Origin of the sequence: Rhodococcus sp. 15-725-2-2b, from assembly GCF_002259075.1 — a bacterium.
Lineage (GTDB): Bacteria > Actinomycetota > Actinomycetes > Mycobacteriales > Mycobacteriaceae > Rhodococcoides.
On the sequence record NZ_NPFL01000019.1, the window covers coordinates 52,539 to 73,396 of the forward strand.

A 20,858-nucleotide genomic window follows, 5' to 3' on the forward strand; every position below is an offset into this window, starting at 1 on the left:
GCCATTCGGCGCGCATGTTCGTACACTGGCGTCATGGCTGCACCGGCGGGACACGGTTCCTTGCCGCCGAGCCTTGTCGAAATGGCGACTCGCCAGGTCCGATCCGAGGTGCTCAGCGGTGCGCTCGAGCCCGGATCGCGCGTGGTCGAGGAAACACTGTGCGCGCGACTCGGGATCAGCCGAGCACCCGTGCGTGAGGCGTTGCGCCTGTTGGCTCAGCAGGGTCTGGTCGAGCATCTCCCACGTCGCGGGTTTCGAGTGACGGTGTGGTCGGCGGAGGACATTCTCGAACTTTTCGAGCTGCGTCAGGTTCTCGAACGACATGCGCTCGAGCGTGCGCTCCCACTCGCGTCGCCTCCCGACAGTGCTTTCGCGCCGGTGAGAGCGGCGCTCGACGAGATGCGCGACGCCGATGCGCGGGGGGACACTCTCGAGAAGGACGACGCTCACCGGCGTTTCCACGAGGCAATCGTGGCGTTGGCCGGAAGCCGCCAGCTCGATGTGGCCTATGCGCCGATCCTGTTGAAGTTACAGCTACCGATGGCCCGCAACCTCAGGGAAGAAGCCCGAGTCGCCAATCCGATCGATGGGATCAGGCGTCACGAGTGGTTGCTCGACGCCATCGAATCGAACGACCTCTCGGTCGCGCTCGCTGCGTTGAAGGAGCATGGCGAGCTGACCTACCTGCATCTCGAGAGTATTTCCTAACAGACTCGAAACACGGCAACAACCTGCATTAACAGAAAACTGTCGACAATCGACGGTATGACTTCAGACCTGGGACCGGCACTCGGCCCGACCGTCACCGAGATGCTCGCGTCGTACAGAAACGGCACATCGACTCCCACTGCAACGGTGGAGGCGTTCTCGACCGCCGTGGCTGCACGCGGCGACGACGGAACATGGATCACCGTTGTCGGCCGTTCGGAATTGCTCGCGGCCGCCGCTGCACTCGAAGCGCGACCCGACGCAGTGTCGCTACCCCTGTACGGAATTCCCTTCGGAGTCAAGGACAGCATCGATGTGGCGGGATACCCGACCACGCTCGCCTGTCCCGACTACGCCTACACGTCGGATTCGACGGCCCCGGCAGTGCAGGCACTGGTCGACGCGGGCGCCATTTTCGTCGGCAAGACCAGCCTCGACCAGTTCGCGACCGGGCTGAACGGAACTCGCACGCCCCATGCGATTCCGCGGAGCGTCTACGGCAACGACATGATCTCCGGTGGCTCCAGTTCCGGATCGGCACTGGCCGTCGCCCTCGGGCAGGTGCCGTTCTGTGTGGCCACCGACACCGCAGGATCGGGTCGTGTGCCTGCCGCGCTCAACGGGATCGTCGGCTACAAGCCGTCGCGCGGCCTGATCAGCACCGTCGGCCTCGTCCCCGCGTGCAAGTCGCTGGACTGCATCACCCTGATGGCGTCCACCGTCGAGGACCTCGAACTCGTCTTCGACATCATGTGCGCCGAGGATCCAGCGGACGGTTGGTCACGTCCGCGCGGAGAAGAGTACGACGGGCGTGACATCACCGTCGGGCTACCGGACCTGCAGCAGCTGGACTTCTTCGGCGACGCGGCCATGTTCGATGCGCATTCGGTGGCGCGCCTGTCGCTTCCCGATCATGGGTTACGGACCACCACAGTCGATCTCACACCCTTCCTCGACGCCGGCTCGCTGCTGTATCAAGGACCGTGGGTCGCCGAGCGACTGGTCGAATTCGACGAATTCCTGAGCGAGAAGCCCGATTCCATCGTCCCGGTCGTCCGCGAGATCTTTCTGGGAGGGCGGAACTACACCGCTGTCGATGCCTTCCGTGCTCTGCAGAGATTGCAAGACCTTCGCGCTCGTGTCTCTCGGCTCTGGACGTCGATGGACGTGATGATCGTGCCGACCATCGGCACCACCTTCACCGTGCCGGAGGTACTCGCAGACCCCGTCGCGTGCAATACGAAGCTCGGTCACTACACCCACTTCGGAAACCTTCTCGATCTGACGGCCGTAGCGGTTCCCGTCGGGCTCACCCAGGACGGTCGACCGGTCAGCCTCATGGTGATCGGGCCTGCGCTGGCCGACGATATGATCCTCGCGGTCGCGGCCCGGTTGCTCGGAGAACGGCGTGCCGTTCCACCGCATCCCGCAGCAGCCGAAGGGTCGACCCTCGAGACCATCGACATCGTCGTTGCCGGGCACCACCTGTCGGGGGAGCGCGCCAACCCGCAGCTGCTCGAGCTCGGTGGGGCCCTGGTCGAGGCGACGTCCACCGCGCCGACGTACACACTGCTTCGGATCGGAACCACCGACCCGACACCCGGACTGTTGCGAGTTCCTCTCGGCGGCAGCGCAATCGACGTGGAGAGGTGGCGTCTGCCCGCCGCTTCTCTTGCGGTACTCGCGGGCAGAATGCCAGCGGTGCTCGCTCTGGGACGAGTACTGCTGGCCGACGGTTCCGACGTTCTCGGCTACGTCTGCGACGCGACTGTCCAGACCGGCGCGCATCGGCACACCGTCGACGACATCAGCGAGTTCGGTGGCTGGCGGGCATATTCCCGGGCGATCAATTCTGCTCACGATACTTCCATTGCAGCACAGGAGATCTCATGACCTCAGCACAGACACCGGAAACGTCGATACCGTCGGCGTCTCCGTCGGAGTTCACCATCGATCCCACGACGACGGCACTGCTCGTGATCGACATGCAGAGGGATTTTCTGCTCCCCGGAGGGTTCGGGGAGAGCCTCGGCAACGATGTCGGCCTGCTCCGATCCGTGATCGAACCACTCGCAGGTCTCATCGCAGTGGCCAGGGAAGCGGGGATACCCGTGATCCACACCAGGGAGGGGCACCTACCGGACCTTTCGGACTGCCCGCCGGCGAAATTACGCCGCGGCACACCATCGCAGCGCATCGGCGATCCGGGAGCGTTCGGTCGCATCCTCGTTCGCGGTGAGTACGGTCACGACATAGTCGACGAACTGGCGCCACTCGAAGGTGAGACCGTCATCGACAAGCCCGGCAAAGGGGCGTTCTACGCCACCGAGCTCTCCGAGATCCTCACGAGCGCCGGAATCACCACCCTGCTCGTCACCGGTGTGACGACCGAGGTGTGCGTGCACACCACGGTTCGCGAGGCCAACGATCGAGGATACGAATGCCTCGTCGTGACGGACTGTGTCGGTTCGTACTTCCCGGAGTTTCAGCGCGTGGGCCTCGAGATGATCTCGGCTCAAGGCGGCATTTTCGGTTGGACCGCGCCGTCGGAGGACGTCGAGGCCGCGTTGGTTGCACTCGTCCCCACCTCGGCAAGTCGATAGGACCGAACATGACCATGGACGTGAAAGACTCACCCGCTGCAGGCTCTTCGTCCTCGTTCACCCTCCCGTGGTGGACGAAGGGCGACACCAACGCATTCTTCGGACTCGGCTTCAACATTCTCGTCAACGTGCTCACCCTGACCACCCTGAGCATCGCGGTGGTCGGAATTCCAGGAACCGACGTCCTCGGGACCCTGCTGCCTGCCCTCGGGATCGCCCTGATCCTGGGGAACCTCTACTACATGGTTCTCGCTCGTCGGCTCGCCAAGCGCGAGAACCGAACCGATGTGACGGCGCTTCCGTACGGTCCGAGCGTTCCGCACATGTTCATCGTCGTGTTCGTGGTCATGCTCCCGGTCTACCTGGCGACGGGTGACGCGGTGCAGGCCTGGGCGGCGGGGCTCGCCTGGGCCTTCATGATCGGCATCATCGTCATGATCGGAGCGTTCGTCGGACCCTACATTCGCAGGATCACCCCCCGCGCGGCGATGCTCGGCACACTGGCCGGCATCTCGATCACGTTCATCGCGATGCGCCCGGCCGCGCAGATGTGGGAGGCCGCCTGGATCGGGTTGCCCGTTCTCGCAATCATTCTCATCGGCTTCTTCACGGACGTGAAACTGCCCGGCAACATTCCGGTCGGTCTCGCCGCGCTTCTGGTAGGCACGGCTATCGGCTGGATCGGCGGATACATGTCGGTGCCGGACGTGACCGAGGCTGCCGGCAATATCGCACTCGGGCTTCCCGATCTGCGCCTCGATCTGCTTCTCGACGGTCTCGGTAACCTGGCTCCGCTGCTCGCGACCGCAATTCCTCTGGGTGTCTACAACTTCACCGAGGCGATGAGCAACGTCGAGAGCGCGTCCGCTGCGGGAGACAACTACAACCTCCGCAGTGTGCTGCTCGCAGACGGATTCGGAGCGGTCGTCGGATCTGCCTTCGGATCGCCGTTCCCGCCCGCTGTCTACATCGGCCATCCGGGCTGGAAAGACGCAGGCGGACGGACCGGCTACTCGCTCGCGTCGGGCATCGCGATCGGCCTGATGTGTTTTCTCGGGCTCTTCGGTCTACTGGCCACGCTGCTTCCGATACCCGCGATCGTCCCGATTCTGCTGTACATCGGCCTGCTGATCGGTGCCCAGGCATTTCAGTCGGTGCCGAAGCTGCACGCCATCGCGGTGGTGGTGGCACTGCTACCCAACCTCGCGGAGTGGGCGGTAGGCCTGATCGACAACGCGCTCAGCGCCGCAGGTACATCGGCGACGGAAGTGGGGAGCGAGGCACTGGGTCAGGCGGGTGTCGTGTACGACGGGCTGAAGACGTTCGGATCCGGCGCGGTACTCGCCGGACTGATGCTGGGCACCATCGTCACGTTCGTTCTCGACAAACGGTTTCTCGCTGCCGCCGCAGCAGGTGGGGTGGCCGCGGCACTGTCGTGGGTCGGTCTGATTCATTCACACGAGGTGGGGTGGGCAGCCAATCCCCAAGTCGCCCTGGGCTATCTGTTCTTCGGACTGGTGTGTCTGGCGTACTCGCGGCTGACTCCGGCTTCGAAGCCGACGGGCGAGCCGCAACCGGTCGGCGAGTAGTGCTTCCCGGTGCGGGCCGTACGGCCCGCACCGGGAACTGCTCTAGCGTGTGCTCACGAGCTCGAGCGCCACCAGATCGGAGAGATATTTCTCGATCAGTTCGCGTCCGAGATGCGGAATGTCCCCGACGGCGGAGGCGAACTCGTCGGCAGGCAGAATCGCTCCTGACGACGGGTGTTGCGGACGTGCGTACGAGTCGATCAACGGGAGCAGCGAGTGCGAACGCTGCTTCTCCGGCAGAGCCTCGACTGCAGCGTTGAAACGCTCGAACCATTCGTCGTAGTTCTCGACGATCTCGATGTCGCGACCTGCATCCCGGATCCAGTCGACGAACGTATCGAGTGAGATGCCGTCGTCGTGTGGGTTGAGGATGTCGAAGGTTCGGTAGCCCGAGGTATCACCACCTGCGATCGACGTGATGGCCGACGCACTGAAATCGGCCGGCAGCCCGTCGTAGTGGGCCAGCGGGCGCCCCTTCTCGTCGGTGGGCGCGCCGGTGTCGGTGGCGTAGAACGTGTGTGGGGCCAGACCGGTTGCAACGACCGACAGGATCAGACGCGTGAACACGTCCGGCACGTTGAGCTGGCCCGTCCATGTGCTGTGCGCCAGAATCATGTCCGAGCGGAAGACCGAGACGGGCAGTCCGAATTCGTCGAACGCATTGCGCAACAGCACTTCACCGGCCCACTTGGAGTTGCCGTAGCCGTTGGCGTACGAATCGTCCACCGCCCGCGATGGGCTGTCGACGCGTATGTCGCCGTTCTCTCGGAATTCCTCGACGCCCGCTGCGACGGCCACCGTCGACAGATAGGTCACGGGCTTGACATGGTCGGTCAGCGCCAGCCGGATGATCTCGGCCGTGCCGACGACGTTGGGTCCGAAGAGGTGCTCGTACGGCAGGGCATGGTTGACGAGCGCGGCCGGGTGGACGATGCGATCCACCCGTTCGGCCAGTGCCTCGAACACGTCGCGGTCCAGGCCGAAGTGAGGTGTCCCGAGATCGCCCGCCACGACCTCGAGTGCGGCGTCGGCCAAGGTTCGATAGCGCTCCGACAGTCGTGCGTCTCCACTGTCGAACGCCGCATCGAGTCGAGCTCGCGCGTCGGAATCGGAGCGCCCGCGCACCAGACAGATCACCTTTCCGCCGGTCTCGGCCATGCGCCCCAACCATTCCAGGCAAAGGAAACGACCGAGGTATCCGTTGGCGCCGGTGAGCAAGACCGTGCCGGTCCGTTCTCTCGGGCCGGCAATTCGGTGTGCGGCGTCGAGAAGGGCATCGTCGAGAAAAGCCGACAGACGCAGGTCGGAGGCTCGTGCCACAGCGGCACCGCGGCCGTGCACCGAGGCGAACGTCGCTGTGTCGGAATCGTTGTCCCGGGCCGATGAGATGTACTCGGCCAGCGCTGCCAGGTCCATGGCAGGCCCGGTGATCACTCCGACCGGAACATCGACATCGTAGATCTCACGGAGAAGCGTGGAGAACGTCAACGCCGACAACGAATCTCCGCCCAAGTCGCTGAAGTGCGCGTCGGGTCGGATATCGGACCCGGCGCATCCCAGCAGGGCCTGGGCCGCGTCGCCGACGGTGGTCAGAACGGGGGCATCGGCACCGGTACGCCTGAGTTCGCGTAGGCGATCGTTCTGACCGGTCTCGAGTTCCGCGTAGCGACGTTCGAGTTCTTTTCCGTAGCGCTCGACGAGTTTGGGTCGCAGTTGCTTACCTGCCCCGGACAAGAGTCCGTTCTCCTGCGTGAACGGGTCGTGTTCGATGACTACTTCACGTGGAATCTCGTACGAATTCAGCGCTTCCGTGCGTGCGATCTGCTGCAACGATTCGATGACCGAACCCGCAGTCGTGTCCGGGTCGGCCGGTACGACAACTGCCAGAAGGTATGCCCGCTGGCTGTTGCCGTACACGAATATCTGATTCACCAGCTCGCTGGTACCGAACAGGGCTTCCAGGCGCGCCAGCGCGACGAACTCGCCCTGAGCCAGTTTCAGAACGTTCTTGCGTCGGTCGACGTAGGCGAGTCGGTCCGGCTCGATCTCGGCGACGACGTCCCCGGTGCGATAGAAGCCCTCGGAGTCGAAGACGTCGGCCGTGACGTCCGGGCGCTTGTAGTAACCGGGAATGATGGAGGTCGTCTTGAGCAGGAGCTCACCGCGCGGATGCGGTGTGTCGGTGGAGAAGTAGCCGAGTTCGGGTACGTCGTCGAGCTTGTATTCGATCACCGGCGGCCGCTGGACGACGCCGTCGTGCAACACCATTCCGGCTTCTGTGGAGCCGTAGTTGTCGCGCACCCGAATATCGAGCAGCTCGGAGACGAAGTCCTTCACTTCGTCGGCAATCGGCGCGGTACCGACCATCGCTGCGAGGACGCGACCGCCGAACTGTTCGATCCTGGTGCGCTCCAGCACTTCTCGTCGCGTCCTGTCGGCGTCGCCACCGGCAGTGCGTTCGGTTTCCCGGTCGATCTCGGCGAGAACGTTGTGCCGAATCATCTCGCAGACCCGCGGGATCAACAGTGCCATCGTGGGCCGAGCGAGCGCGAAATCCTCGAACAGGGTGGACAGGTCGCTCGCCCCGGCGAAGTGGACGGTGCCGCCTGCTGCAAGAGTCGAGAAGACGAGGCCACGGCCGGCCAGGTGACTCATCGGAAGATAGTCGAGAGTGATGACCGGGAAGGCAGGCCCGTCCGTGGACTCGGAGGATGCTCCGGTGTGGTGCCAGGCGCCGGTCCAGGCTCCGCACACGATTCGCTCGGTGTGCATAGCTCCCTTGGGGGTTCCGGTGCTGCCGGAGGTGTAGATCAGTGTCGCGAGTCGGTCGGGATCCTCGGCATCGGGTAGGGGAACCGACGGTAGTTGCGCCCCGTCGCGAACCAACTCGGTGAGCGGACGAACGAAGACTCCCGCCTGTTCGGCATCGCTGCGCGCGGTCTCCATGATCTGTGTGTGCGCGTCGATCGCACCGTCGTAATCGAGGACGACGATTCGTCGGATGGATCGACAATGCGTGGCAACCTGGACCGCGACGGACAGATTGTCGACATCGGCTGCCAGGACGACGGGCTCGACTTCCGCGGCGATGGCCGAGAGTTGGCCCGCGGTGGCACCGGCCTGCAGCGGAACGGCGATTGCGCCGAGCCGAATCGTGGCCAATTCCGCGACGACGTAGTCGGCACTCGCGAATCCCAGGGTTGCGAAGAAGTCTCCCGAAGCGATACCGAATGCGTCGTGCGTCAATGCCGATGCCAGTGCACCTGCGTCGTTCCAGGCTCGGCCGTAGGTGACGGTTTCGAAGCGCGGGAGCAGGCGGAGAGTGGTCGTGTCGTCGACTCGTGCGATCTCCCGGGCCCGGCGGCCGAGTGCCGGCCGATCGGAGTAGCGCGTCATGATCTCGGCAACCACGCGGGCCAGGTTGGGCGACAACTCCTGGGCGGCGTCGGCCACTGCGCTGTCCGGTTCGGCGGCTCGGAACTCGTCATCGATCCGGTGGAGCTCGGTGAAGCGATCGCGCCCTCTGATCTCTCGCTCACGTTCGCTGTCGACGGCCAGTGTGTGCGTCATGCTCGACTCCCCTCCGACGATGCGCACCGGAACAGCCGGGCGCTGTCGATTGCTCGATCAAATATCGTTATCAAAGGTAAGCATATGTCGATGTGGCTTTTTTGAATCGTGATGCTGCTCATAGTCCGATTCGCCGTAAATGTCTGCCCGGCTGCGGCTTTCGACATTGCCCCGGTCGACCGCCCGCAGCCAGGACCGTTTGTCGCGACGCTCGGCGTGGCCGTCGCAACGCGACTTGTATGGTGAGGAAAGTAGTCACGTGCGTCACAGCGCTCACGCAGGAGTGGAACCTTCGGAACGACCCATGCGGTGGCGGTGCCCCCTCTCGATCGGAGAAGTGAATGTCGGACGTCCTCTCGCGACGCGACCTGGATTTTCTGCTGTACGAATGGTTGGACGTGGCGGCACTGACTGCTCGACCTCGGTTCGCAGAGCACTCGAAGGAGACCTTCGACGCGGTCCTCGATCTCAGCGCGGATATCGCCCGCAAGCACTTCGCGCCGCACAACAAGAAGGCGGACGCGCAGGAGCCGACGATGAACGCGGACGGTTCGGTGGAGCTGATACCGGAAGTGAAGGCAGCGCTCGATGTCTATGCGTCGGCGGGTTTGATCGCCGGGCAGTTCGACGAGTCGATCGGCGGCATGCAACTGCCAGCGACTGTCTCCCGGGCAGCGATGGCGTTCTTCCAGGCCGCCAACGCCGGGACCTCCTCGTACCCGTTTCTCACCATGGCCAACGCCAACCTGATCGCGACGTACGGCACGCCGGATCAGGTGCGAGATTACGTCCGTCCGATGCTGGACGGGCGCTGGTTCGGCACCATGTGTTTGTCGGAACCGCAGGCCGGCTCGTCACTGGCCGACATCACGACCAAAGCAGTACCGCAGGGCGACGGTAGCTTCCGAATCACCGGCACCAAGATGTGGATTTCGGGTGGAGATCACGAACTGACCGAGAACATCGTTCACCTGGTGCTCGCCAAGACGCCGGGCGGACCGCCGGGGGTCAAGGGAATCTCCCTGTTCATCGTTCCCAAATTCCTTCCCGATGGCAACGGGGGTACGGGCGAGCGCAACGACATCGTGCTCACCGGACTCAATCACAAGATGGGCAACCGCGGCACCACGAACACGCTGTTGGCGTTCGGCGACGGAACCCACTCTCCCGGTGGGCAACCCGGAGCGGTCGGCTTCCTCGTCGCCGAGGAGAACCGCGGATTGTCGTACATGTTCCACATGATGAACGAAGCGCGGATCGGCGTCGGATTCCTTGCGATAGCCCTCGGCTACGTCGGCTACCTGAAGTCGGTGGAGTATGCGAAGACCCGTACGCAGGGCCGACCACTCGGCGCCAAGGATCCGGCTGCACCTGCGGTCGCGCTGATCGAACACGCCGACGTTCGGCGAATGTTGTTGGCGCAGAAGTCCTACGTCGAAGGGGCGCTGGCGCTCGGACTCTACTGTTCGCGCCTGGTCGATCATCAGGACTCTGCGTCCGACGACGCCGAAGCAGCACGATCGACGTTGCTGCTCGACGTACTGACGCCGATCGCCAAGAGCTGGCCGTCGCAGTGGTGCCTCGAAGCCAACAGTCTGGCCATTCAGGTGCACGGCGGCTACGGATACACCCGCGACTACGACGTCGAACAGCACTACCGCGACAATCGACTCAACCCGATTCACGAAGGCACACACGGTATTCAAGGTCTGGATCTGCTCGGGCGGAAGGTGATCATGCAGGGCGGCGCTGGATTGGCTCTGCTGGCCGAACACATCGGACAGACAGTCGATCGGGCGCACTCGGAAGGCGGTGACGCTGCTCGTTACGCGGACGAACTGCACGCACGCGTCGGCAGAATCGTCGAGGTCACCGCTGCGGTGTGGGGCACCGGCGATGCCGCTGTGGCACTGGCGAACTCCACGGCGTACCTGGAGGCGATGGGGCACACGGTCATCGCCTGGATGTGGCTCGAGCAGTTGCTGGCCGTCGGCACGAAGACCGGAGACTTCTACGACGGAAAGCGTTCCGCAGCAAAATACTTCTACGTCTACGAACTGCCGAAGGTGGACGTCCAACTCGACCTGTTGGCGAAGCTGGACCGCACCACCCTCGATATGTCGCCCGCTTGGTTCTGATCAACAGTCACAAGGAGATTCACACATATGTCGATCTTGGACAAATTCCGCCTGGACGGTCGCGTCGTCATCGTCACCGGTGCATCCTCCGGACTGGGCGTGGCCTTCGCCAAAGCAGCCGCCGAGGCGGGAGCGGATGTGGTGCTCGCCGCACGGAGAGTGGACAAGTTGGCGCAGACCGCCGAGTTGATCGACAGCGTCGGAGGGCGCTCGATCACGGTCGCCACCGACGTGGTCGACCCGGATCAGTGCACCGCGATGGTCGAGTCCGCGATGGCGGAGTTCGGGAAGGTGGACGTGCTGATCAACAACGCCGGAGTCGGCACGGCCTATCCGGCAACTCGTGAGACGCCCGAGCAGTTCCGCTCGGTGATCGACATCAACCTGAACGGTTCGTACTGGGCAGCTCAGGCCTGTGGACGGGTGATGGCACCCGGCAGTTCGATCGTGAACATCTCGAGCATTCTGGGGCTGACGACGGCGGGCCTACCGCAGGCGGCCTACAGCGCCAGCAAAGCGGCCATCGTCGGCCTCACCCGCGATCTCGCACAGCAGTGGGGCGCACGTAAAGGCATCAGGGTCAACGCGATTGCGCCAGGATTCTTCCAGAGCGAGATGACGGACTCGTACCGGCCTGGATACCTCGACTCGATGGCTCCGCGAATGATCCTCGGACGCAAGGGTGATCCAGAGGAGCTGGCCGCAACCGCGATCTGGCTCGCCTCGGACGCCGGGGGATACGTGACGGGTCAGACCATCGCGGTCGACGGCGGGATCACGATCACCTGACCGCCGCTACGACGTTGCCGTCACCGCGATCCCTTCGCGGATCAGTCTGCGCGCAACCACGCATGCGTCCTCGGTGTCGAGGCCCGGCATCGAATCGAGGCGGCACGGAGCGCCCTTCATCAGGCTCTCGATCGCGTCGGCGCACTGAGACGGCAGCGTGATCGTTTTGTTCCTGAGCACCATCGATACGCCGTCGTTCGTGTGCGAGATCCGCGCGAAGATGCCGGGCCGCAATCGAATCGAGTTGTCGCCCCGCAGCGCACCCATCGCTGCGACGCTCGCCAGTGGACGGACCGGTTCCGGTCTGACGAGGTCGTCGTGACGATCTGCGACGCGTTCGGCGAGACGACGTACCGCGTCGGGGTCTCGGTCGATCTCGTCGAGCGCGGCGCGCATGGCGTCCACAACTCGGTGTACATGCGGGACGATGGACTCCGGGTCGGAGTGGTCGAGGCCGGCAGGGAGGGGAGCACGCAGACTCTCGACGTCGCCGAGCGCCTTCAGCACGTGGTGGGCGAGGTCGTAGTCGTTGTACGACGCGACGCCGATGGTCAAGTGCACGGAGGTGTCGCCGAGCGCTTGCGCAGAATGGATCCACCCGCGCGGCAGATAGAGCACGTCGCCGGGCTCGAGGACGACGTCCAGTTCGGGAGTGTTCGATGCATAGTCTTCGACGGCCGACCGTCGATCCGACCACGGTTGATTGTTGAGCGGATGCACGTGCACCGGCGAGTGAATGCTCCACCGCTTGGTCCCCGCGATCTGGACGACGAACACATCGTGCACGTCGTAGTGCGGTGAGAAGCCCTGGGACGCAGCCGGTGTGACGTACGAGTTCACCTGCACCGGATGACCCAGCTCGCGAACGAGATCGCCGACGAAATGAATCAGCGGTGGCCACAGCCGGTGGAGGCCCTGCAGAACCAGCGTGTTCCCGGCAGCGAACGCAGCCAGCACCGCACCCGAATCCACCTGATCGGTCACCTCTGCTCCGAACCCGCCGGAGGCCGTGAACTGCGTTTTGTCCAGCAAACGGCCGTCCTTGGCCATCCGCACGAACGGGGTACGCACACCGCGTTCGGCTATCAGCTCGTCCACTGCGTCGAGTGTCATCAGATCGTCGAACGACCCCGGCAGTTCGGCGGATCGGGTGAGTTTGGGTGCGACTCCCCAGAACCGGTCTGCGAACTCCCCGAAATCGGTACCGGTGAGACGACCGAGCGCGGACCGGTTTCCCGATCCGCGCTCGCCGCTCGGCTCAGTGCTCAAGCGGTGCCGTCCGCACCGCCGTCGTGCCCATTGGGGTTGGATCCGCCGTCGGCCGGGCCCTCGCCCGCACCGGCGGGGCCGTCTGCTCCGCCGTCGTGTCCGTCAGGATTGGATCCACCGTCGGCCGGCCCTTCACCGGCTCCGGCGGGGCCGTCTGCTCCGCCGTCATGACCACCGGGGTTCGATCCGCCGTCTGCGGGTCCCTCGCCTGCGGCTCCGCCCGTGGTGGTGATGTCGTCGTCGTTGATGCTCATCGAAGTCCTTCCGGTCGTAACGGTTCGTGTACCCGCGCAGCGCGAGAACACCAGGGGTATTGACGCAAACTCTGCTTCTCAAACAGCGGTCGCGCCGTGAATCTCAGGCAGAGTCGTCGGCGATCTCGGGCGCGTTCTCCCGCGTCGCCATCCCGCCTCCGCCGCCGCCGTCGACGGGCCCTGGTCGGCCGCCCTTCGGCGTATCCGAGGTCTTCTCGGACTCGGTCGGGTTCTCGTTGTCGGTGTTCTCGTCGCGTCCCATGGTTCGACAGTAGACCGCCGCCAAGGCCGTGGGACCATGGAACGATGGATCGATCCCGAGCGCAGCACGTGGTGCTGCTCGACGACGAAGGCCGTGCCGTCGGCACACACGACAAGACCACCGTTCACACGCTGGACACGCCACTTCACCTGGCATTTTCCAGCTACGTGGTGAGAGCGGACGGCGCTGTTCTTCTCACGCGTAGGGCGTCGAGCAAGACGACGTGGCCAGGGGTGCTGACCAATACGTGTTGTGGCCACCCGGCTCCGGGAGAGAAGCTCGACGATGCCGTACTGCGCCGGATCGGTGAAGAACTCGGCCTTCGTGCGGAATCCGCCGAGTTGGTACTGCCGCACTTCCGGTACCGGGCCGTCATGGACAACGGAATCGTCGAGAACGAGATATGTCCGGTGTACCGAGTGCAAGTCGACGAGCACGCGACACTCGCTCCGGATCCGGCCGAGGTGGACGAGACTCGGTGGGTGTCGTGGCGTGAGTTCTCCGCAGGGGTGCTCGGCGGCACGATCGATGTATCACCCTGGTGCCGAACGCAGGTGGAGCAGTTGGCCGCTCTGGCCGACGAGCCACTCGGCTGGCCTGCGTCGCCGGACGACCTGCTACCACCCGCCGCCCGACCCGCCGACACCCGCTGATCTCGTCGGGCCTCTAGGGTTCGTACTGTGACTGACGACGATTCGGGTAGGCCGAACGAGGACCTGCTCGATCGAGCGTCCATCGCGCGCGAACTCGGCCGTTTCTCTCATCGCACCGCCGAATCCGGCGGACTGCGCGCCGCTGCCGTCGCCGTTGCGGTCGGTGGACCGCCGGGGGACAGGCGCATGCTCTTGACGAGGCGGCCGGATCGGTTGCGCGCGCATCCGGGCCAGTACGCGTTGCCCGGCGGCGGTGTGGACCCGGGCGAATCCACGATGCAGGCCTGTTTGCGGGAACTGGCCGAGGAGTTGGGGATTCGAGCCGAGGAGACCGACGTTCTCGGAAGGTTGGACGACTACGTCACTCGATCCGGGTATGTCATCACTCCGTTCGTGGTGTGGGTCGGCGACTACTCGTCCACGTTGTTGCCCAGTGAGGACGAGGTGGCCGAGGTGTTCGAGGTGACGGTCGACGAACTCGACGTCGACGCCCAGTTCGTGTCGATTCCGGAATCGACACGTCCGGTCATTCGCTGGCCGTACCGAACCGGGGCCATCCATGCTCCGACCGGTGCGATCGTCCACCAGTTTCGTGAGGTGGCGCTGCACGGTCGACACACCCGAGTCGCGGACTTCGAGCAGCCGGTGTTCGCGTGGCGCTAACGTGGCCGCAGGCCCGGTGCGCACACCGCGGCGAGCAGGACGACAAGGAGGTGATCGCCGATGACGAACGACCGTGAGCTCGAGGTATCGGATCGCATCGCGACCATTCCCAACCTGCTCAGCGCAATCCGTCTGTTGGGCGTTCCGCTGTTCCTCTACCTGATGCTGGGCCCCGAGGCCGATGGGTGGGCGTTGGTGATACTGCTCGTCAGCGGTGGAACCGATTGGCTCGACGGCAAATTGGCTCGCATGCTCGGCCAGGCATCGAAGCTCGGTGCCATTCTCGATCCGCTGGTCGACCGGCTCTACGTCGTCAGCACTCTGGTGGCGTTCGTTCTGCGCGGCATCATTCCCTGGTGGGTTGCGGCCATACTCATCGGGCGCGACGCCGTGCTCGGATTGACGATGTTCGTCTACTGCCGCCGGTCTCTTCCGCCTCCGGACGTCATCTATCTCGGTAAGGCCGCCACGTTCGTGGTGATGATCGCGCTGCCGGTCCTGCTGGTATCGGCCGGCAGCAATTCGGTGGCGGACGCCGCGGGACCGCTCGGATACGCGTTGCTGATCTGGGGCACGGCGCTGTACACCTGGACCGGTCTGCTGTATCTCGGCAAAGCGATCGCCGTCGCCAGGGCAATCGATCCGACTGTTGCCGGCACCTGACGGTGGAGCCCGCGGAACGACCAGGGCGGTCGAGTTCACAGGTCAGGAGGAATCCGGTCCCGTCGTTGTTGACGTCGTTGCTGACCGACCATCTGGACCCGGGATACGACGCCGCGGCCGCCGAACGTACTGCGCAGCACACCCGCAAGCCGCGAGTTCCTGCGGCGTTCTGGTTGTTGGGGGGTGCCGTCGTCGTCGGGGTGATCTTCGGCATCGCGTTCTCGCAACTGGCGTCCGGTGCAGCCGATGTCGACCGTGCGGGTGCCGATGCGTCGGCTGCTGTTCGAGCCGCGCAGGATCGCAGCGCCGATTTGGAAGTGACGCAGCAGGCCCTGGCCGAAGAAGTGTCCTCGGAGCGTGAGAGAGCCCTTCGGTCCGATGTCTCGGGCAGTGCGCTGCTGGAACGGTTGAGTGCTGTCGAGTCCGCTGCTGGCATCGATCGGGTGTCCGGACCTGGGCTCTCGGTCGTCGTCACCGAACCGGTTGTCGAGGACGACACGTCGGATCGGTCGGTTCGCCGGGGTTCGGGCGCAGCCGTGCTCGATCGGGACATCGCTGCGATCGTCAATTCGTTGTGGGCGAGCGGGGCGGAGGCGATATCGGTGGACGGTGTTCGAGTCGGACCGAACGTCACCATCCGGCAGGCGGGTGGGGCGATGCTGCTGGACAACCGCCCGATCGACTCACCGTACGAGATCGACGCGATCGGGCCGCCGCAGCGTATTCAGGTCCAGTTCGTCGTCAGCGACGCCTATCTGCGGATGAGTACGGTGGCGCAGTTGTACGGCGTCGGATTCACGGTGCGCCCGGCCACCGATCTCGAACTCGGTCCCGCTGCTGTGAGAGAGTCGTTCGAGGCAGAGGAGGCAGGCCCACGATGACGGAGCACGATCCACCGAATGCCGTACCGGCCGAGTCCGAGGTGCAGGTGCCGTCCGATGCGCCGATCACTCCGACCCACGGTGTCTATGCCCTCGCAGCGATCGCCGCACTGGTGGTCGGCGTCGTCATCGGGACGGTCGCGGGTCCTCAGGTTCCCGCTGTGGTTGCGCCGTATCTGCCGATCGCCGTCGTCGCGGCCATCGACGCAGTGTTCGGTGGTGTACGGGCTTTCCTCGACGGAATCTTCGACGCCAAGGTGTTCGTGATTTCGTTCGTGTTCAACGTCCTGGTCGCGGCCTTGATCGTGTGGCTCGGTGACCAGCTCGGAGTGGGAACTCAGCTGTCCACGGCAATCGTCGTCGTCCTCGGAATTCGTATCTTCGGCAATGCTGCCGCACTACGCCGACGTCTGTTCGGTGCCTGAACCATGACGGCAGGCGGCGGTCGACACGGATGGCGTGCGCGGCGTCCCGAGGCAGAAGGGCGAAGGCGCGGAGCGGTATTCGGTTTACTGGCGCTCGCGCTTCTGTGCGTCCTGGGAATCGGCCTGGCAACGCAGGTACGAGAGACGAGCACGACCGATGGCCTGGAGAACTCCCGGCCCGAGGACCTTCTGGTCGTCCTGGACACCCTGACCCGACGCGAGGCGTCCATCCGGGACGAGATCGGCACCCTGCAGGCCACCCTGGCGACACTGCGTCAGTCCGGTTCGGGATCGGAGGCAGCAGTGGCGGAAGCGCAGGAGCGACTGTCCGCGTTGTCGATTCAAGTCGGCACCGTCGCGGCCCAGGGGCCAGGCGTGACAGTGGTGATCGAGGACCCGAACTCGGGCGTGGGATCGGACGTGCTGCTCGACGCGATGCAGGAGTTGCGCGCGGCCGGTGCCGAAGCACTCCAGCTCGAGGGCGGCGGCAATTCCGTGCGCATCGGTGTCGACTCGTGGATCGCCGGTTCTGCGGGTCGGGTGGTGATCGACGGGCGAGAACTGCGTGCCCCGTACACCTTCACTGCCATCGGAGACCCGCCGACTCTCGCATCGGCACTGAACATTCCCGGAGGGGTCGTGGACACGGTGACTCGCAACGGTGCAACGACGAACATCGCGCAGTCGGACCAGGTCACGGTGTCCGCCTTGCGGGACCCGCGCCCGCGTCAATACGCTCAGCCCGGAAACTGACCGCCTGATTGCCCCGGGCCACGATCGAAGGGAATGCCGCGTTGAGCGACATCGACACACCAGCTGATCTGTACTACACCCCCGAGCACGAGTGGGTGCAGCGCACGGGGCCTGCAACGGTGCGGATCGGTATCACCGATTTCGCGCAGTCGCAGTTGGGCGACGTGGTGTTCGTTCAGCTTCCCTCCATCGGCGACACCGTCACCGCGGGCGAGTCTCTCGGCGAGGTCGAATCCACCAAGAGTGTCTCCGACGTGTTCAGCCCTCTGACCGCGAAAGTGGTTGCCGTGAACCAGGATCTGGACGGCGAACCGGAGAAGGTGAATTCGGGCCCCTACACCGGAGGCTGGCTGATCGACCTCGAGGTTTCGACACCGGAGGAGTTGGACGCGGCACTGGCGCAGATGCTCGATGCCGCCGGATATGCTCTCATCACGGCCGAGTGATCGGCCGGCTGTCGACACCGGCCAACAGGCCACACGGCCCGCGCCGCGCAGGGTACGGTCGACACCGAGCGAATACCCTGTCGGGGCGAAGGTCCAGCAAGCTGTACGACGCTACGCACCACCGAACGCCAAGCAACACCCGATGTGAAGACCATGTACTGCGTTACCCGCGGCGATCGCTGCCTCGGGTGAACGGACTGAGAAGGAGTAACGGTGAGCCAGAACGACAACGACAGCAACTACGGGGAGTCACCGGCAGAGACCACCTCGGTCTTCCGCGCAGATTTCCTGCAGGAGCTGGACAACTCCGCGGCCACCCAGAGCACCGAAGCTCCGGTATCGGGTGTCGAGGGGTTGCCTGTCGGTGCCGCGCTGCTCGTCGTCAAGCGGGGACCCAACGCCGGGTCACGGTTCCTGCTCGACCAGCCGACCACTTCGGCCGGTCGGCACCCCGACAGTGACATCTTCCTCGACGATGTCACCGTCAGCCGTCGGCACGCCGAGTTCCGGCAGGACGAGGACGACTTCCAGGTCGTGGACGTCGGCAGCCTCAACGGCACGTACGTCAACCGGGAGCCGGTCGACTCGGCCGTGCTGGCAAACGGTGACGAGGTCCAGATCGGCAAGTTCCGGCTGGTGTTCCTCACCGGACCGCGCGGTGGCAACGGATCTCAGGTCGGCGACACGTCTGCGGGTGCAGGAAGCCAGTGACCGCCGTCGGGCAGCAGTCCAACGGGGGGATGTCGATTGGCTCCGTCCTCGATCGACTTCGGCCCGACTTTCCTGATGTCACCATCTCGAAGATCAGATTCCTCGAAGCCGAGGGTCTGATTTCGCCGGAGCGCACACCCTCGGGGTACCGACGGTTCTCCATCGCGGACTGCGAGCGTCTGCGCTTCGTACTGACCGCGCAGCGCGATCAGTACCTGCCGCTCAAGGTCATCAAGGAACAGCTCGAAGCCATCGACCACGGGGTCGCCACCGTGGAACGGGCCGACGCGACGGTCAAGCGTCCGCGGTCGCTCACGGTCGCTGCCGGTGAGGTGTCGCCCGAGGAGTTTCTGCCCGATCGAGAGGTTCGTATCGCCAAGGCAGACCTCCTCGCTCAGGCGGGCATCGACGATGCGTTTCTGACCGAGCTGCTGCGAGCCGGTTTGATCACTCCCGGGCAGGCCGGTTTCTACGACGACGGAGCGGTGACGCTCGCCCGAACCGCACACGCGATGTTGCAGTTCGGTCTCGAAGTGCGCCACCTTCGAGCGTTCAAGCTCGCGGCGGACCGCGAAGCCGGGTTGGTTGCGCAGATCGCCGGACCCGTTGCCAAGGGCCGAGACGCCGGTGCGCGCGATCGCGCGGAGGAAATGATCCGTGAGTTGGCCGCACTGTCCTTGACCTTGCACACCTGTCTCGTCAAAGCGGCGGTGCGCGGTGCGCTCGACCGGTGACGCGCTCTCGTGTCGTTTCGAATTCCAATAGACTGGGCTGAGCCGGTCTTCAGCGCAGTCCGGATTTCTCGAGTTGAGAGGCAGACACGATGAGTGAGATGCGTGTGGTCGGTATTCGTGTCGAACAACCGCAGAACCAGCCCGTGTTGCTGTTGCGTGAGGCCGACGGCGACCGGTACCTCCCGATCTGGATCGGTCAAACAGAGGCTGCTGCAATCGCTTTGGAGCAGCAGGGCGTCCAACCTGCTCGGCCCCTCACCCACGATCTCGTCAAGGACTTGATCTCGGCACTGGGGCACCAGCTCAAGGAGGTGCGCATCGTCGATCTGCAGGAGGGCACCTTCTACGCCGATCTCGTGTTCGACAAGGACATCAGAGTCTCCGCTCGGCCGTCGGATTCGGTTGCCATCGCACTTCGGGCCGGGGTGCCGATCTTCGCCGAGGAGCCCGTGTTGGCCGAAGCCGGGTTGATCATGCCCGACGAGCGCGAGGACGAGGTCGAGAAGTTCAAGGAGTTCCTCGAATCCGTGTCTCCCGACGACTTCAAAGCCACCGACGGGTAACAGAAGAGTCTCAACCTCAACTTTAGGTTCAGGTTTACGGCGCGTTGCGTTGAATCTGCACGATCGTCCCCATAACGTTCGTGCCAGTGAAGTTCATCGCCGCTGCTGGTCCGATCCGGTGCAGTTCACGCCTCTTCGACAGCTGCCGAGGCGTACTCTGGCCTGGTACACGGTATGACTTCACGCGAGTACACCGAGACATCTCCAGTGTCTCGGACGGATCGCAGTACTGACTCGATCCGAACGCAGTGAGACATCCGAGAGGGAGCAGTCAGTGGGAGATCAGCCGCAGCAGCATCACGGCAGTCGAGAGTCCGCAGCCGCAGGCCGGACCGAGGACACGCCCGTCGGTGCCGATGCTCGGGTCGACACCTCCGACCAGGCGTCGAACGCCCGAATCGAAGCGCCCCAGGACATTCAACCGGGATTGTTCCCCGACGACTCCGTGCCCGACGAACTCGTGGGCTACCGCGTGCCGAGTGCCTGCCAGATCGCCGGCATCACGTACCGCCAGCTCGATTACTGGGCCCGCACCGGGCTGGTCGTGCCATCCATCCGCGGCGCAGCGGGGTCGGGAAGCCAGCGGCTGTATTCGTTCAAGGACATGCTCGTCCTCAAGATCGTCAAGCGCCTGCTCGATACCGGGATCTCGCTGCAGAACATCCGCGTCGCCGTCGACCACCTTCGCCAGCGCGGTGTGGGCGACCTCGCCAACATCACGCTGTTCTCGGACGGCACCACCGTGTACGAGTGCACGTCGGCAGAAGAAGTGGTCGACCTCCTCCAAGGCGGGCAGGGCGTGTTCGGTATCGCCGTGAACGGCGCGATGCGCGAGCTCACCGGCACCATCGCCGACTTCCCGGCCGAACGAGCCGACGGCGGTGAAAGCCAGTCGAGCCCCGAGGACGAGCTGGCGTCGCGCCGCAAGAATCGCGCGAGCCGCAAGACCGGCTAGACTTTCCTCGTCGCGCCCGCGCGGGAGAGTTCCGAGGCACCCAGTCTCGGACGCCGAAGGAGCAACACCTCCCCGTCAATCTCTCAGGCACACGGACCGTGTGGGCTTCGACAACTCTGGAAAGTGGTGGGAGCACCCACCCGCCCAAGGGGAAAGGTGCCGGCGCGCTTGTCTGGCGCGCCGTGTCCGACCGAATCTCTCAGGCGCGCGCGTCAGCGGGCACACGACA

At 64.7% G+C, this 20,858-nt stretch carries 21 protein-coding genes and 1 riboswitch; of the genes, 17 read left to right on the plus strand and 4 right to left on the minus strand.

The genetic code is table 11. The features are described 5' to 3' along the window. Positions 1-33: 33 nt before the first annotated feature. From CH306_RS21050 to CH306_RS21065, 4 genes are read left to right on the plus strand one after another with little or no spacing between them, the layout of a single operon-like run. Entirely contained in the window at positions 34-708 is a 675-nt protein-coding gene (locus tag CH306_RS21050) for a GntR family transcriptional regulator (RefSeq protein ID WP_045195076.1), read from the plus strand. Positions 709-765: 57 nt separating this feature from the next. Then, positions 766-2,601: an allophanate hydrolase gene (atzF, locus tag CH306_RS21055; RefSeq protein WP_094647868.1), complete on the plus strand. Its 1,836-nt coding sequence runs from the start codon at positions 766-768 to the stop codon at positions 2,599-2,601. Next, positions 2,598-3,311 (plus strand): cysteine hydrolase family protein, encoded by a 714-nt coding sequence (locus CH306_RS21060; protein ID WP_045195078.1) that lies wholly within the window; start codon positions 2,598-2,600, stop codon positions 3,309-3,311. The genes atzF and CH306_RS21060 overlap by 4 nt, the downstream gene beginning before the upstream one ends. An 8-nt stretch (positions 3,312-3,319) precedes the next feature. Next, entirely contained in the window at positions 3,320-4,900 is a 1,581-nt protein-coding gene (locus CH306_RS21065; RefSeq protein WP_094647869.1) for a regulator, read from the plus strand. Between the two features lie 42 nt (positions 4,901-4,942). Here CH306_RS21065 and car read toward each other — a convergent pair whose 3' ends face one another. Beyond that, positions 4,943-8,470: a carboxylic acid reductase gene (car, locus tag CH306_RS21070; protein ID WP_094647994.1), complete on the minus strand. Its 3,528-nt coding sequence runs from the start codon at positions 8,468-8,470 to the stop codon at positions 4,943-4,945. A 341-nt stretch (positions 8,471-8,811) separates the two neighbouring features. On the opposite strand from car, the gene CH306_RS21075 reads away from it, so the two are divergent. Then, entirely contained in the window at positions 8,812-10,608 is a 1,797-nt protein-coding gene (locus CH306_RS21075; protein WP_094647870.1) for an acyl-CoA dehydrogenase, read from the plus strand. Positions 10,609-10,635: 27 nt separating this feature from the next. Further along, complete coding sequence (locus CH306_RS21080; protein WP_032398146.1) at positions 10,636-11,397, plus strand: SDR family NAD(P)-dependent oxidoreductase; 762 nt, start codon at positions 10,636-10,638, stop codon at positions 11,395-11,397. 6 nt (positions 11,398-11,403) lie between these two features. Here the strand turns inward: CH306_RS21080 and CH306_RS21085 are convergent, their stop codons facing one another. From CH306_RS21085 to CH306_RS29170, 3 genes are all read right to left on the minus strand, one after another. Then, on the minus strand, positions 11,404-12,666 hold the full coding sequence (locus CH306_RS21085; RefSeq protein WP_094647871.1) for a cupin domain-containing protein: 1,263 nt from the start codon (positions 12,664-12,666) through the stop codon (positions 11,404-11,406). Beyond that, positions 12,663-12,920 (minus strand): hypothetical protein, encoded by a 258-nt coding sequence (locus tag CH306_RS21090; RefSeq protein WP_032398144.1) that lies wholly within the window; start codon positions 12,918-12,920, stop codon positions 12,663-12,665. Before CH306_RS21090 ends, CH306_RS21085 begins: the two co-directional genes overlap by 4 nt. Before the next feature lie 103 nt (positions 12,921-13,023). Beyond that, entirely contained in the window at positions 13,024-13,182 is a 159-nt protein-coding gene (locus CH306_RS29170) for a hypothetical protein (protein ID WP_176459400.1), read from the minus strand. Positions 13,183-13,226: 44 nt separating this feature from the next. Between CH306_RS29170 and idi the strand changes: the two genes are divergently transcribed. From idi to CH306_RS21145, 11 genes are all read left to right on the plus strand, one after another. Next, positions 13,227-13,835: an isopentenyl-diphosphate Delta-isomerase gene (idi, locus tag CH306_RS21095; protein ID WP_094647872.1), complete on the plus strand. Its 609-nt coding sequence runs from the start codon at positions 13,227-13,229 to the stop codon at positions 13,833-13,835. A 27-nt stretch (positions 13,836-13,862) separates the two neighbouring features. Continuing rightward, positions 13,863-14,498: an NUDIX hydrolase gene (locus tag CH306_RS21100; RefSeq protein WP_094638040.1), complete on the plus strand. Its 636-nt coding sequence runs from the start codon at positions 13,863-13,865 to the stop codon at positions 14,496-14,498. A gap of 60 nt (positions 14,499-14,558) precedes the next feature. Further along, on the plus strand, positions 14,559-15,161 hold the full coding sequence (locus CH306_RS21105; RefSeq protein ID WP_094647873.1) for a CDP-alcohol phosphatidyltransferase family protein: 603 nt from the start codon (positions 14,559-14,561) through the stop codon (positions 15,159-15,161). A gap of 65 nt (positions 15,162-15,226) precedes the next feature. Continuing rightward, complete coding sequence (locus CH306_RS21110; RefSeq protein WP_256981226.1) at positions 15,227-16,042, plus strand: DUF881 domain-containing protein; 816 nt, start codon at positions 15,227-15,229, stop codon at positions 16,040-16,042. After that, positions 16,039-16,467: a small basic family protein gene (locus CH306_RS21115; protein ID WP_094629434.1), complete on the plus strand. Its 429-nt coding sequence runs from the start codon at positions 16,039-16,041 to the stop codon at positions 16,465-16,467. Before CH306_RS21110 ends, CH306_RS21115 begins: the two co-directional genes overlap by 4 nt. 3 nt (positions 16,468-16,470) lie before the next feature. Beyond that, on the plus strand, positions 16,471-17,220 hold the full coding sequence (locus CH306_RS21120; protein ID WP_094647875.1) for a DUF881 domain-containing protein: 750 nt from the start codon (positions 16,471-16,473) through the stop codon (positions 17,218-17,220). A 41-nt stretch (positions 17,221-17,261) separates the two neighbouring features. After that, complete coding sequence (gene gcvH / locus CH306_RS21125; RefSeq protein WP_045195096.1) at positions 17,262-17,666, plus strand: glycine cleavage system protein GcvH; 405 nt, start codon at positions 17,262-17,264, stop codon at positions 17,664-17,666. Between the two features lie 213 nt (positions 17,667-17,879). Next, entirely contained in the window at positions 17,880-18,377 is a 498-nt protein-coding gene (gene odhI / locus CH306_RS21130) for an oxoglutarate dehydrogenase inhibitor Odhl (RefSeq protein ID WP_032398138.1), read from the plus strand. Then, positions 18,374-19,111: a transcriptional regulator FtsR gene (ftsR, locus tag CH306_RS21135; protein ID WP_032398137.1), complete on the plus strand. Its 738-nt coding sequence runs from the start codon at positions 18,374-18,376 to the stop codon at positions 19,109-19,111. Before odhI ends, ftsR begins: the two co-directional genes overlap by 4 nt. An 89-nt stretch (positions 19,112-19,200) precedes the next feature. Further along, entirely contained in the window at positions 19,201-19,674 is a 474-nt protein-coding gene (locus CH306_RS21140) for a bifunctional nuclease family protein (RefSeq protein WP_045195099.1), read from the plus strand. Positions 19,675-20,071: 397 nt separating this feature from the next. Beyond that, entirely contained in the window at positions 20,072-20,629 is a 558-nt protein-coding gene (locus CH306_RS21145) for a MerR family transcriptional regulator (RefSeq protein WP_052050517.1), read from the plus strand. An 11-nt stretch (positions 20,630-20,640) separates the two neighbouring features. Continuing rightward, positions 20,641-20,738: riboswitch (glycine riboswitch) on the plus strand. The last annotated feature ends 120 nt before the right edge of the window (positions 20,739-20,858 follow it).

Excerpts from the sequence above, each read along its gene's own strand:
- atzF (WP_094647868.1), top strand. The coding sequence starts at position 766 with ATGACTTCAGACCTGGGACCGGCACTCGGCCCGACCGTCACCGAGATG.
- CH306_RS21120 (WP_094647875.1), top strand. The coding sequence starts at position 16,471 with ATGACGGCAGGCGGCGGTCGACACGGATGGCGTGCGCGGCGTCCCGAG.
- CH306_RS21090 (WP_032398144.1), bottom strand. The coding sequence starts at position 12,920 with ATGAGCATCAACGACGACGACATCACCACCACGGGCGGAGCCGCAGGC.
- CH306_RS29170 (WP_176459400.1), bottom strand. The coding sequence starts at position 13,182 with ATGGGACGCGACGAGAACACCGACAACGAGAACCCGACCGAGTCCGAG.
- CH306_RS21140 (WP_045195099.1), top strand. The coding sequence starts at position 19,201 with ATGAGTGAGATGCGTGTGGTCGGTATTCGTGTCGAACAACCGCAGAAC.
- CH306_RS21115 (WP_094629434.1), top strand. The coding sequence starts at position 16,039 with ATGACGGAGCACGATCCACCGAATGCCGTACCGGCCGAGTCCGAGGTG.
- CH306_RS21080 (WP_032398146.1), top strand. The coding sequence starts at position 10,636 with ATGTCGATCTTGGACAAATTCCGCCTGGACGGTCGCGTCGTCATCGTC.
- CH306_RS21105 (WP_094647873.1), top strand. The coding sequence starts at position 14,559 with ATGACGAACGACCGTGAGCTCGAGGTATCGGATCGCATCGCGACCATT.
- CH306_RS21065 (WP_094647869.1), top strand. The coding sequence starts at position 3,320 with ATGACCATGGACGTGAAAGACTCACCCGCTGCAGGCTCTTCGTCCTCG.
- CH306_RS21050 (WP_045195076.1), top strand. The coding sequence starts at position 34 with ATGGCTGCACCGGCGGGACACGGTTCCTTGCCGCCGAGCCTTGTCGAA.
- CH306_RS21075 (WP_094647870.1), top strand. The coding sequence starts at position 8,812 with ATGTCGGACGTCCTCTCGCGACGCGACCTGGATTTTCTGCTGTACGAA.
- car (WP_094647994.1), bottom strand. The coding sequence starts at position 8,470 with ATGACGCACACACTGGCCGTCGACAGCGAACGTGAGCGAGAGATCAGA.
- idi (WP_094647872.1), top strand. The coding sequence starts at position 13,227 with ATGGATCGATCCCGAGCGCAGCACGTGGTGCTGCTCGACGACGAAGGC.
- CH306_RS21060 (WP_045195078.1), top strand. The coding sequence starts at position 2,598 with ATGACCTCAGCACAGACACCGGAAACGTCGATACCGTCGGCGTCTCCG.